Annotated in this window: 6 protein-coding genes and 1 pseudogene; 5 read left to right on the forward strand and 2 right to left on the reverse strand. The window is 62.4% G+C overall.

Annotation, left to right across the window (positions count from 1 at the left end):
* A pseudogene (locus tag CRO07_RS19580) lies at positions 1–94 on the forward strand (IS66 family transposase); the annotation flags it as partial.
* Positions 95–184: 90 nt separating this feature from the next.
* On the opposite strand, the gene CRO07_RS15425 reads toward CRO07_RS19580, so the two are convergent.
* A complete protein-coding gene (locus tag CRO07_RS15425; protein WP_097031559.1) occupies positions 185–1492 on the reverse strand; it encodes an SIR2 family protein in 1308 nt (435 codons plus the stop codon).
* Between the two features lie 511 nt (positions 1493–2003).
* Complete coding sequence (locus CRO07_RS15430; protein WP_176504598.1) at positions 2004–3443, reverse strand: DUF6880 family protein; 1440 nt, start codon at positions 3441–3443, stop codon at positions 2004–2006.
* 218 nt (positions 3444–3661) lie between these two features.
* Here CRO07_RS15430 and CRO07_RS15435 point away from each other — a divergent pair, with 218 nt between their 5' ends.
* The 4 genes from CRO07_RS15435 (at position 3662) to CRO07_RS15450 (ending at position 13766) form a co-directional block, all read left to right on the forward strand.
* Positions 3662–4816 carry a tyrosine-type recombinase/integrase gene (locus tag CRO07_RS15435; RefSeq protein ID WP_097031561.1) on the forward strand — a complete coding sequence of 385 codons (1155 nt, stop codon included), beginning with the start codon at positions 3662–3664 and terminating at the stop codon, positions 4814–4816.
* A 121-nt stretch (positions 4817–4937) separates the two neighbouring features.
* Positions 4938–5813, forward strand: a complete 876-nt coding sequence (locus CRO07_RS15440) for a WYL domain-containing protein (protein ID WP_097031562.1) — start codon at positions 4938–4940, stop codon at positions 5811–5813.
* A gap of 8 nt (positions 5814–5821) precedes the next feature.
* Entirely contained in the window at positions 5822–10996 is a 5175-nt protein-coding gene (locus tag CRO07_RS15445) for a DEAD/DEAH box helicase (RefSeq protein ID WP_097031563.1), read from the forward strand.
* Between the two features lie 4 nt (positions 10997–11000).
* On the forward strand, positions 11001–13766 hold the full coding sequence (locus CRO07_RS15450) for a DEAD/DEAH box helicase (protein ID WP_097031564.1): 2766 nt from the start codon (positions 11001–11003) through the stop codon (positions 13764–13766).
* The last annotated feature ends 2 nt before the right edge of the window (positions 13767–13768 follow it).

Consider the following 13768-nt stretch of genomic DNA (forward strand, 5'->3'; position numbering starts at 1 on the left):
AAAGCTGACCTACATCCACAATCATTGGGACGGGTTGCAAACCTTCCTGACCGACGGCCGCGTCGAGATCGACTCCAACAGGGTCGAAAACCTGAGGGCTTGTGGCAGGTTCAGTTCGATCCCGGAAGCGCTAACTTTGGTCACGCTGCCAAGGCGCTTCTCCCCGTCGATCAGTGCCGAGCGATTATCCGTCGACATGGTCCTGCCCCCGGATACGCTCAAGTCGAGCCTCCAGCCGTTGCCGGTCGGTCTCCCCCATGATCTCAGGCAACGCTAGGGCCAGATCACTGAATCGGCCGTTCAGGACCGTGATCCGGCTGTCGCCCTCCCTTACGAGCCGAAGAATGCGAGCTTGGTAGTCCTTGAGCTTGTCGTTCGTCTTTTCGATTACATGGGCTTCGCCAATCAGTCCTGTGTCATCCAACTCGGCAACTGGCACGAAGCAGGGATCGCACAGCACGAGACGGATCGAGAGATTTGACTCGAGAGCGGACCAAATCGGTGCGCTGATGTGGTCGTCGGCAAATCCAAAACCGCTGACGATCAATGTCGTGTCGGGCTCTCGCAGTGCAGCCTGCCAAGCCGCGAACATGTCGAGGTAGGGCGGCGCGAACGCCTCCTGATATTTCGATGAGCGCGGGTAGATCAGCACTGGCTCATGGTTCCCGTCATGGCCAAGGCGGCGGATCACCACACCATCGGACTTGCGCCGCCGCCAGTCCATCGACCCGTGCAGCTTATAGAGGTGAAAAACCCCATCAACATAGTCTGCGCGCGTGCTGCTGGCGGATCGCCGCACGATGTCCTGCTGAAAGTGATCGCGGTTGAACCGCTGGACCGCAGAGTGGGAAAATCCGTCGATGAGAGCCAAGTTGCGGGCGACAGCGGCTTCCTCGATGCATCGGTCGTAATTCGTCGTGAAGAGCTTCACCCGCGCCTTTTCAGCGCTTCGGCGGGCGAGGCGGCGTAGGAACTCCTTGTGGGAAATGAGGTCCGTCTTCTCCGAGACGAAGTCGACGCGATCCAAGATCGCCTGTTCGGCTTTCTGGACGAAAGATGGCAGGTTAAGTTGTTTGTCGTCAGAGGCATCCTGGCCAGCGGCTGCCCCGCGGGCAGCTTGCAGCTCGACCGTCATCTTGCACAGACTGAGAAGCGACTCGATGTCCTTTTTGTCGGTCGCGCCCCAGACCTCGGCTACAACATTGTCGAAATCATCTTCCCCAACCTTCTGCCGAGCATCGTCCCAAAGATCACCCATGCCAGGGGCTTGCTTGCCACCTGTATTCTTCGCAGCAAATGATGCCCCCGAACCAAGTAGGGCCATCAAGTTGGTCGCATTCAGCGCCGACAGTAGTCGTTCTTCGACCTGTCCTTTTGCTCCCCGGCGGGTCTTTCCGTCTTCCTCGCGATCCTCCCAGGCCAGCCACGTCCCATCGGACTGAAACAAGCGTAGGTTGCTCGCGGATGGGGGCTGATCGGTCCAGTAACTCACGGGCACTCCTTTGGAAAACTCGGGATCTCAATGTGGGTCCGTTTTGTTGGCACGGGCGCCCCAAAAGAGCGCGCGGGATCGTGACGATCCTGCACGAGCGGATGCATCAGATGGACCGGTTTCGGGAGGATCTTCCGAAGTGACGGATGGCACCGGCGACGATTATCCGCCTCGTCGATGGGGGACTCGCAAAACGTTGACCAGGCGTTGACAAGAATTTGGAACGCCAAAAGCCGAGCGTTTTGCTCGGCTTTGAAGTATTTGATAACGCGAGGAAAGTTTGGTTGCGGGGGCAGGATTTGAACCTGCGGCCTTCAGGTTATGAGTCGTGTTGAACGAACCATGAACAGTCGCGCAGGATCGCGAGTTTTTGCGCGGTTTCCGCCAGTTGCGAGTCCGGTCCCCGAGGCCGGGCTGCGCGCGGATTGTCAGGATTGCGCAGCGGTTTTCCCCCTTGTGCTTCCACCATGCTTCCAATGGGTGGCGGAATGATTTTCCGGTAGCACGGCCATCATCCGTCCATCCGCGACCAGAAGCCGGTCTTCTTGCCATGCTCGGCTTTTAGGCGCGCGGCATAGGCTTGGTGCGGCTCGACCGGTCCGAAGTCCTCGATCCGTCCGGCCAGATCGGCACAGGCCACCAGGTGCTGGGCGGCATAGCCATAGCGCTTCTGCCTCGCCTCGTTCAGCGTGAAATCGATCATCGCCCGCAGCGCCACCGTCGCGGCCAGCGGATGCTTCTCGGCCAATGTCTCGGCCGCTGGTGCCAGGAATTCGTAGTGATCGCCGTCGACCTCCTCCTGCCGGTCGATCAGCAATCGCGCGGCATGGGCTAGCGATCGCCAGTTCAGAAAGAAGGCCAACGCAGCCAGCAGGTCGGGGTGCGCGGCGGCGTGCGCCATCGCGCGTTCCTCGGCCTCGATATCGTCGAAATCCGGCAGACGCTTCAGATAAGCCCGCAGGTGATCACCCGACAGGTCGCGCTCGAAGCAAGCCCAGCGGAATGCCTGCGCCTCGTCTTTCCGGTCAAGCGCCTCCAGCACTGCGAGCCGGGCCTCCTGCCACTCGGGCGGGATCCAGCGCGCTTGGTCCACCTCGGCCCGCTCGATGAAGCCAAGTGCGTCCCCTGCCCTGCCAGCCGACAGCAAGCGCTGCGCGATCTCGGCCGCGATCTTGGGCACTTTGCGGGTCTTGGGATCGTATTGGGCGATGAAACCATCGACGTCGCCCTGCACGTCGGCAATGTCCTTCAGCGCCATTTCGACCGTGCTCTGACGCGCGCGTTCCTCCATCTCGTGGGCATAGCGTGTGCCACCACTGCCCCAGCCGACAGCCTGCCATTCGCTCTTTGGCGGAACAGTCACGGGCGTGCGCCCAAGCTCCTCAACCAGTGTCTTCAGATGCGCGACGCCCTCCGGGCCCAGCGCCGGGGCAATCATGGCGATCAGCCCGTCGTACTGGCCAAACCCGTTGTCCTGCAGCGCATCGAGAACCTGCCGCGCCAGCGCCTCCGGCGCTGCGTCAGCCGCCTTGGCCACTTCGCCCAGATCGGCGCAGGCCTGGTGGAAGATATCGATGACGGTGCCGCTGCTGTCGTCGCAGCGTTCGAACACCGGCGTGGCCAGCCCCATGAAACGCCACAGTAGCGTGAGCGCCTCTCCAGGATCATGCGGGGCGATCTCATCCATGATGGCGCTGCGCTGGGTCTGAAGATCTTTCACCAGCGGCTTGCGGTTCTGCCAGTTCACGAAGGTCCGGGCCTTTGCGATGCTGGTCAGCCGCTTTGCAATCTCCCGCGCCGCCTCCCTCGGGCCCTCAGCTCCGGCGATGGCCAGGCGCAGCTTGCGTTTGGCTGCGGCGTCGCCCGTGCTGATCTCGATCAACAACTGCGCGAGGCGTTCGGCGCCCAGCGTCTCCAGGTTCTTTGCATTGAGGGTGGATTTCGACGCCATCGGGATTCCGTTTCTTTTCGTGGACCTTAGCAGCGCGACTGGGCGACCGGAACCTGCGTTCTGATTCGCGGCGACCAGAGTTTTCGCCCACGGCTGCGATTCACGCCCTGCGTGAGACTACGCTGATTTTCCTTTTTACACGCAATATCAATGTGTTCGTTGACTATCCATGCGCATTGCACACTGTGGAAGCCAGACAACCCGGAAGCCGATCTCCCATGCCCAGACTCACAAAGCGCATCATCGACGCCGCCGAGACCCAAGCCGCCGAATACTTCGTCTGGGACAGCGACATCCCCGGCTTCGGACTTCGGGTGCTGCCAAGCGGGCGGAAAGGCTATGTCGTGCAATACCGCGCCGGACGCCGATCCCGGAGGATCAGCCTCGGGCCCAGCACCGTGCTGACCTGCGAACAGGCACGCACCCGCGCCATCACCATCGTCGCCGCTGCGCGCAATGGACAGGACCCTGCGGCCGAACGCGACGCGGGGCGCAAGGCGATCACCATCAAGGAACTGGCCGAGCGGTTCGACAAGGAACACATCGCCATCCGTGTGAAAGCCAGCACCGGCAAAGAGTATCGACGGAACCTGCAGCGGTTCATCCTGCCCGCACTGGGCCAGTTGACGGTCACGGGGATAACGCGGGCGGATGTTGCCAAGTTTCATCACGACCTGCGCCACATCCCCTATCAGGCCAACCGCTGCCTCGAGGTGATCTCGAAGATGTTCAGCCTGTCGGAAATGTGGGGCCTGCGTCCCGACGGGACCAACCCGCGCAAGCACATCCGGAAATATCCCGAGGAAAAGCGCGAACGGTTTCTGAGCGCGGCCGAACTGCGCCGGATCGGAGAGGTGCTGCGCGAGATGGAGGCAGAAGGCGTGGAACTGCCCTCGGCCATCCTCGCCGCCCGCCTGCTGATCCTGACCGGATGCCGCCTGAACGAGATCATGTCCTTGAAGTGGTCCTACGTCGATATCGACGTCCCTGCCCTGCGCCTGCCAGATTCCAAGACAGGTGCGAAGGTCGTCCACGTTGGCCAGCCGGTGGCGGACCTGCTGCGGGACGCCCAGCGCATTTACGGCAACCCATGGGTGATCACCGGCACCCTGCCTGGCAAGCCCCTGAGCGATCTGCAACCCTTCTGGCAGCGCGTCCGTGCCCGTGCCGGGGTCAAGGACGTCCGCATCCACGACCTGCGCCACACCTTCGCGTCCACGGCCGTCGCGTCGGGTCAGGGCCTCCCGATGATCGGCAAGCTCCTTGGCCACACGCAGGTCCAGACCACGGCGCGATACGCCCATCTTGCCGCCGAACCGGTGCGGATGGCCGCCGACGCCGTCGCGCAGAACCTGCGGCAATCCTTGGGATAATTGCGCGCCAGCCCTTCCCTTTTCGATTGATCCCCAAGCATCGCGCGGCTACGGTCGAAGAAAGCCCAGAAATTGGGCGCGCATAATTTCCATGCGCATCGACCGATGACGGGAGAGCGTGGTGAGCAACGACAGGTCGGAGCTTCGTTGGGGGGTCGAGCAAAGGCTCGAGTTCATCGAGTTCCGCCTGTTCTGGGAGGGGCATGTGAACCGCAGCGATGTGATGGAGCAGTTCGGGCTGTCGGTGAACCAGGCGTCATCCGACCTGAGCCGCTACATCGGCCTCGCCCCTCACAACATGGACTACGACCGCAGCCTGCGGACCTATGTGCGCCAGCCGGGCTTCAAGCCGGTATTCGACAGGCTGGACGCCGGTCGGTACCTTGCCCAGCTGCGATCGCTCGCCGACGGTATCTTGGATCAAGACGACTGCTGGATCGCTGGACTGCCCGCTTACGATTCCGCCCCCACCCCAGCGCGCGGCGTCGATCCTGTAACCCTTCGGTACGTGGTCGATGCGATCCGCCGATCCGAGGCGATCGAGGTGCAGTATCAGTCCTTGTCCAATCCGGAGCCCCGGTGGCGCTGGATCGCCCCGCATGCCCTCGCTTTCGACGGCTTCCGCTGGCACGCCCGCGCGTTCTGCCTCACTGACGAGGTGTTCAAGGACTTCCTGCTGTCGCGGATCCTCGACATCCGCGGCTCGCGCGGGTCAGACGTTCTGCCCGAGAACGATCAGGACTGGCACACCTTTGCAGCGCTGAAAATCGGCCCTCACCCTGCCTTGTCCGATACGCAAGCCAAGGTGATCGCGCTCGACTATGGCATGCGCGGCGGCAAGGCTGAGATCAAGGTTCGTCGGGCGTTGCTCTGCTATGCGCTTCGTCGGCTTGGGCTCGATACCGATCCCGCCGCCCGGAAGCCTCATGACCAGCAGATCGTGCTTTTGAACCGTGACGTGATCTTCGGCCGCCAGGGTCAGGCAGAGGAGCAGTAGGATTTTCCATGAAAGCTTTTGAATTCGATCACAATCTCATCGACTCATATGCGCGCTTCTCTCGGTCGTTCAGCACCATCCGGGCACCGGACATCGCCGCCGAAGTCACGCGCCAATATGACGACGGCCGCTTCTGGCCCGACGCCCTTCTTTCGCTGAACCCCAGGTTCCTATCGGGCCCCACAGTGGATGACCTTGCTGCTTCCGGGGATCTGGACAAAGCCACGGCCCAGATTTTCCGGATCGGTGCTACGCCAATCCGGCTTCACCGGCATCAGGCACAGTCCATCGCCAAAGCGCAGGCGGGTCAAAGCTTTGTCGTGACGACGGGCACAGGCTCAGGGAAATCCCTGTGCTTCTTTGTCCCTGTGGTCGATGCCATCGTTCGTTCGCGCAAGACCGGACAGCCGCGCAAGACGCGCGCCATCATCGTCTACCCGATGAACGCCCTGGCAAACAGCCAGATCAAAGAAATCGAGAAGTTCATTTCCCAGTCCGGATTGCCGGACGAGCTGAAGCCGGTGGTGCGGCGCTACACGGGTCAGGAAAGCCAGGAAGAGCGCCAGCGGATCGCTGACAATCCGCCCGATATCCTGCTCACGAACTTCATGATGGCCGAACTGCTCCTGACACGGCAGGACGCCCTTGATACCAAAGTCATCGACAATGCCAGCGGGCTCGAGTTCATCGTGCTCGACGAGTTGCATACCTATCGCGGGCGCCAGGGCGCCGATGTGGCGATCCTCGTGCGCCGTCTTCGGAACCGCTGCGCACCGGCCAAAGCGCCGATCTGCATCGGCACATCGGCCACCATGGCAAGCGAGGGATCAGAGGCCGGTCGCGCGAAAGCAGTGGCCGATGTCGCCTCGCGCCTGTTCGGGGCGTCGATCGGCCCTGATGCCGTCATAGACGAGTCCCTCCAGCGCGCGACGGATGACCGCCTGAAGCTGGAAGATGTACGACCGCAGCTTGCGACAGTGCTTGGCAGCGACCTGCCGGAAACCCTCACAGATGAGGCGCTGCGGCGCCATCCCCTCGCTGTCTGGGCCGAGCTGGCGATCGGCCTTGATGACGGGCAAGAGCTGAAGCGCAAGAAGCCTGTCCCCTTCGACGATGCTGTAGAACAGCTGGCGCAGGACAGCGGCCTCGACAAGGACACATGCCGAATTGGCTTCGAGCGATTTCTGACCCGCGTCAGCCTTCCGGAGACCGAGCGCGGCGGGACGGGGTCCGGCGCGTTCCTCGCATTCAAGCTACATCGCTTCATTTCCGGCGCCGGAGAGATCTTCACGACGCTGACCGATCGACCCAGGCGGGTTCTGTTCGAGGGCCAGTTGGAAGATCCCGATGCCCCCGGCCATCGCCTCTATCCGACGCGGTTCTGCCGTGAGTGCGGTCACGAAGTCCATGTCGTCACGAAATCAGAGGATGCTGAAGGGCTGCGTTTTCTGCCCAGAAACATAGACGACACCCCCATCCAAGACCCGGATGGCGATATCGCAGGCTATCTGACACCCGTTGGCGGAAATGACCTAGATTACGCGTTCACCGGCGACGTCGAAACCTACCCGGAAGACTGGCGCGAAGAGCGTAACGGCATCGAACGGCTGCGCGCCAACCGCAAGGGCCGGCTGCCTGAGCAGGTCACGGTGCGACCAGATGGTCGCTACAGCCCGGACGGCGTCAGTTTCTGGTTCATCCCAGGCAAGTTCGGGTTCTGTCCCTGCTGCCTAGATCAACCCCATCCGAGCATGCGGGAGCGCAGCAAGCTCGCAGGTCTTTCAGGTGAAGGCCGAAGCTCGGCGACCACGCACCTTGTATCGACCGCCCTTGAGTGGATGAATGGCGATGCCAGCGGCGTTCCCGCCGAGAAACGAAAGCTCCTCGGTTTCACCGACAACCGCCAGGACGCCGCCCTTCAGGCAGGACATTTCAACGACTACCTGTTTGTCAGCTTGCTGCGCGGTGCCATCTTGCGTGCTGTCATCGACGCAGGCTCGGACGGCATTGCGGAGGACGAGTTCGGCCTGCGCGTGGTGAAAGCACTCGGCTTCACAGCATCGAACAAGGAAGCCCGCATCCATTGGATGTTGGACCCCGAAGCTGGCGCCGTCGTGCGTGAGGATGCCCAACGCTCGCTGGCCAAGGTTCTGGCCCACCGGGTCTGGACGGACCTGCGGCGGGGATGGCGCTATACCAATCCCAGCCTGTCGGTCCTGAAGTTGGTCGACGTTGAATTCATCGGGCTCGACGACATCGCGCAGGATCGCGAGGCCTTGATGGCTGTTCACCCCGCACTCGGGGACCTGGACGCCCAAGCGTGCAAGAAGCTGCTCAAGGAAATCCTTGGCGCGTTGCTGGAAGGTCTGGCCGTCAGTACCGAAGCCCTTGATCTGACCGTCCTCGACACGGTCGGACAAAAGTCGCGGAACCTGTTGCGGGCGCCTTGGGCGATCGACCAAAAGGAAACGCCCCGAAGCAGATCAACGCTGTTCCTGCAGGCGCCCGGAAAGGATCGCGTCGGGCTGCGTGAAGAGCAGACCATCATACGCGCCGGGCACAACTCCCGGATCGGACGGTCGATCAACCGCAGGAGCATGATCGGAACGAAGCTGAACAGGGACGAATACCTGGTCGTGATGACCGGCCTCCTTGAACTGATGGCACGCGAAGGTCTGGTTTCGCTTGTGGAAATCGAGGCGGATTTGCTTGGGTGGCGGTTGTCGCCCTCGGCTGTTCGTATTGTCCCTGGAGAGGCTGTCCGAACCGGACAGGCGCAGGGCAACCGCTATTTCCACGATCTCTACAACGCCATTGCGACCGACCTGAAAAAGGGCCGCAGCACCTATTGGGGGCTGGAAGGACGTGAACACACCGCTCAGGTTTCGCAAAAGCAACGCGAGTGGCGGGAGTGGCGGTTCCGCTTCGAGGATGACGATCGTGCGAAGCTCAAGGAGAACATAGCCGATATCAAGGCCTCCGGAGAGTCCGATCAGTTCCTGCCTGCCCTCTTCTGTTCACCGACAATGGAACTCGGCGTCGATATTTCTGCGCTGAATGCCGTCTATCTGCGCAACGTCCCGCCTACGCCTGCCAACTATGCGCAACGGGCAGGTCGGGCTGGTCGATCCGGGCAGGCAGCAGTCATCGTCACCTACTGCGCCGCGCAGTCTCCGCACGATCAGTATTTCTTCGAGCGCAGGAACGACATGGTCGCCGGGGTCGTCAGGCCGCCTGCGCTCGACATCACCAATGAAGAACTGGTCCGCTCGCACTTGCACGCCGTTTGGCTGGCCGAGGCCAAACTGGCGCTGTCGCCGGATATCCCCGAGATCCTAGACCTAAAGGAGGCGAAATACCCGCTGAAACAGGAAGTGATCGAGGTCATCAACCGGCCAAGCCTCGTGACGGCTGCGCGAGCGCCGATGAAGCGGGTGCTGGACCAGATACTTGCCTCAATGGACGGCAAGAAACCTGCCTGGATGGGCGACGAGGATGATTTCATCCTCGAAGTCGCGATGCGCGCACCGCAGGAATTTGACCGTGCATTTGATCGCTGGCGCGAACTCTACAATTCGGCGCGGACCCAGTTGATGGAGGCGAACAGCCGGTCCGAGATCACGGGCCTCTCCGGTGCAGACCGGCGCAAGATCAAGGCCGCCCAGATGCAGGCAAGCGACCAGATCGCCATCCTTGAACAAGGGAAGGCAACCAATGGGTCCGATTTCTATTCCTACAGATACCTTGCGACCGAAGGTTTCCTGCCGGGCTACAACTTCCCGCGGTTGCCGCTCTACGCCTTTGTCCCCGGCGAGGGCAAAGCCGGTTCCTTCCTCCAACGCGCAAGGTTCCTCGCGATTTCCGAGTTCGGGCCGCGCAGCCTGATCTACCACGAGGGCCGGGCTTACCGGGTGATGAAGGCCAAGCTGCCGCCCGAGGTCCGCACCGGCGATGGCTCGGAACTGGCCACCAAGGACATCTTCATCTGTTCCAACTGCGGCGCCTGCCACGAAGGTGAGGTCGAGCGCTGTCACGCCTGCAACTCCCCCATGGCGGGCGAAGTGCCGGTGCAGCGGACGCTCCGGATCGACAACGTCGAGGCCGCCCCGGCGGACCGGATCACCGCGAATGACGAGGAACGCGTTCGCCAGGGCTTCGATATCCAGACCGTGTTCTCCTGGCCCCGAAAGGATGGGCGGCTCCAGGTGACAGAGGCTGATTTCCGTTGCGGCGAAACATCAATCCTCTCCCTCCAGTATGCCAACAGTGCCGAGATCAGCCGCATCAACAAGGGCCTGAAACGGCGCAAGAACCAGACCGTCTTCGGCTTCAACATCGACCCGCGCAGCGGCTACTGGGCAAAGTCGGAAGACGAGGAACCGGATGTCGATGTGCCGCCCGATGTCGTGCGACCGGTCCGCATCGTGCCGATCGTGCGCGATCGCAAGAACGCGCTGCTGCTCCGCTTCCTCGATCCAGATGCCTACGCCCCTGAAACCATCGCGACCGTGCAACATGCACTTCTGCGCGGGATCGCGGTCACCTATCAGCTTGAAGAGGGCGAGATCCTTGGCGAGCCATTGCCCGCCCGGGATAACCGGCGCTCGATCCTCGCTTATGAAGCGACCGAGGGCGGTGCCGGTGTCCTGAACCGCCTCGTTGAAGACGCACACGCCTTGGGCAAAGTCGCACGGGAAGCTCTTTCCCTCATGCATTTCGACAAGGTCGATGACGCCATCGTGGCAGGGGATGCGTCGCTTCTGGTCGACCGGGACAGTGGGGCCTGTGTCCGGGGCTGCTATCGTTGCCTGCTGTCCTATTTCAACCAGCCAGACCACGAGCTGATTGACCGCGCCAGCGTCGAGGCAAAACAGATGCTGATCGATCTGGCTCGGGGTGAGATTGTGCTGGCTGCCGGATCATCCCGACCTGCTGGCGGCATCGACGGGTGGGATGTAGCCTTCAAGACTGCGGGCATCCCGGCCCCGGATGGCGCTTCCGTCAACTTCGCTGACCAAGAAATGAATTTCGCCTGGCGCACCCATTTCGTCGCTGCTTGCACCGGCACCCTGTCCGCGGCCGCGCAAGAGATCGCTGACGCCAAGGGATGGACGCTTTTCGAATTGCCTGAGACTTGCGCGGACGGCGTGCCCGACGCGTTGATTTCGATGTTCAAGGATTGACCCGATGACCGTGAATTTTGCTCCCGGAGACCTGGTACGCGCCCGTGGGCGGGAATGGGTGGCATTGCCGTCCCCGCGTGAGGGCATTCTGGCGCTACGCCCTCTTTCCGGCAGCGAGAACGACACGGTCATCCTCGACCCTTCGCTTGAAACCCAGCCTGTTGCCGCGGCACGTTTCGACTTGCCCGCCGATGCAGTGCCGACTGTCCAGGCGAAGGCAGCGCTTCTTGCGGACGCGATGCGGCTGACCCTTCGTCGGGGAGCAGGCCCTTTCCGTTCAGCCGCGCAACTTGCGTTCGAACCCCGGACCTATCAACTCGTCCCCTTGCTGATGGCGCTTCGCCTGCAGGTGCCTCGCCTCCTGATCGCCGATGATGTCGGGATCGGGAAGACGATCGAGGCGGGCCTGATCCTTCGCGAACTGATGGACCGCGGCGAAGTCGATGGTTTCTCGGTGCTTTGTCCGCCACACCTCGTCGAGCAGTGGGTCGGGGAATTGAAGCATCGGTTCGGGATCGAAGCGGTCGCCGTGACATCAGGCAGTGCCGCGCGGCTGGAACGCGGTCTTCCGCTGGCCCAGACGCTGTTCGATGCCTACCCCTACACGGTCGTCAGCCTCGACTACATCAAGGCCGAAAAGCGCCGTGAAGGATTCGCGCGTGCGTGCCCCGATTTCGTGATCGTCGACGAAGCCCATGCCTCGGTGGGAACCCACAAGGGCAAGCAGCAGCGCTTTGAACTTCTCGCTGGCCTTGCCCGCGATCCGGAGCGCCGGATGATCTTTCTCACGGCAACGCCCCACTCAGGCGACGAAGATGCGTTCGGCCGCCTTCTTTCGCTGATCGACCCGTCCTTCGGCACGATGAACTTCGACGACGCCCGCTACCGTGAACGTCTGGCGCGGCATTTCGTGCAACGCCAAAGGATCGATCTCGTTTCCGGCGATTGGGACGAGAACCGCGCTTTCCCCAAGCACGAAACCACCGAGTCCCCTTACCGGCTGTCACAGCCACATCTCGATTTTCAGGATGCTGTGCTCGATTACTGCTTCGGCATCGTCTCGCGCGCAGGGTCCGGGCTTCGGGAAAGGCGTCTGGCATTCTGGGGCACACTCGCCCTGATGCGCTGTGTCGGTTCGTCGCCAGCTGCCGCCCTCAGTGCGCTGCGCAACCGAATGTCCAATGAGAGCGACCGGCTTGAGCCGCAGATCTACGATGAGGACTCCGACGACGAGGACGCGGTGGATATCGAGCCCGCGACCGGCTTTGACACGGATCCAGCCCTTCAGGCTTTGGTCGCCCACGCCGAAGAACTGATCCACAAACCAGATCCGAAGCTTGCGGCCCTCATCGATGCCCTCACGCCGCTGATCAAGAAGGGCGCAAATCCCGTCGTGTTCTGCCGCTTCCTGGCCACGGCCGAGCACGTTCGGGATGGCCTGCGGAAGGCCTTTCCCAAGCTGGTCGTCGAAGCTGTGACAGGCGTTCTAACGCCCGACGAGCGCCGTGACCGCGTGGCCGAAATGGCCTCTGCCGACGACGCGAAGGACGTGCAGCGCATCCTGGTGGCCACCGACTGCTTGTCCGAGGGGATCAACCTCCAGCAGTTGTTCGATACCGTCATTCACTACGACCTCTCCTGGAACCCTACTCGGCATCAGCAGCGCGAGGGGCGCGTAGATCGCTTCGGCCAGCCAGCCGAACTTGTGCGATCGATCATGATGTTCTCACCGGACAGCGCCATCGATGGGGCCGTCCTGGATGTCGTCCTGCGCAAGGCGGAAGAAATCCGCAAGGCGACTGGGATCACCGTTCCTTTGCCGGACGAGCGTGGGCCGGTCACCGACGCCCTGATGGCGGCCGTCATGCTGCGGCAGGGAAGATCCAAGCAGCTGGCCTTCGATCTGCGCCTTGAGGACGGCACACGGGCGATGGAGGCGCGGTGGCGCGACGCCTCCGAGAACGAAAAGAAATCCCGCGCGCGTTTCGCCCAGAATGCGATGAAACCGCAAGAAGTTGCTCCGGAATGGGAGAAAGTCCGCACCCTTCTGGGATCGCCAGAGGATGCCAAGGTCTTCATCGAACGGGCAATGTCGCGTTTCGGCGTGCCGCTGGAGCCGCGCAAGACGCTTCTGATCGCCCATGTCCACGCGTTGGAGGCGGGGCTGAAAGAAAGTCTCGCCCAGCGCAACCTGACCGGCTCGGTCCGTCTTGCCATGACTGAACCCGCGCCGTCGGGTACTGCGCTGCTCACCAGGACACATCCCCTGACCGCGACCCTTGCAGAGGCGCTGGTCGAGGCTTCGCTGGATCCGGAGGCACTGTCCGATCTCGGGATCGGCCGGGTTGGCGCCTGGCCCACCTCAGCCGTCCAGCAGATGACCCGGCTGGCACTCCTTCGGATCCGGTTCAAGCTGACCGTCCATGCCCGAAAGGAGCGCCTGCTCCTCGCCGAGGAGGCCGCCCTTGTAGCGATTCAGGGTGGCCGGATCGTCGCTGCTGGCGAAGCGGCCCGCGAACTTCTGACCACGCCCGCTGACGCCGACCTCGCGCCATCGGCCCGCGACCGTTTCATCGCCAAGGCGAAAGAGGATCTGCCCGGGCTGCTCGACGGCCCCTTGGCCGAGTTCGTCAGATTGCGCGCCGAGGAACTCATGCAGGATCATGCCCGCTTGCGCGCTGCTGCGGGGTCGGCCTCGCGCGTCACGGTAGAGGCAGTTATACCGCCCGACGTCATCGGTCTCTTCGTCCTGATGCCGAGCGAGGTCTGATC

Source organism: Cereibacter ovatus (assembly GCF_900207575.1).
In the GTDB taxonomy this organism is placed as follows: Bacteria; Pseudomonadota; Alphaproteobacteria; order Rhodobacterales; family Rhodobacteraceae; genus Cereibacter_A; species Cereibacter_A ovatus.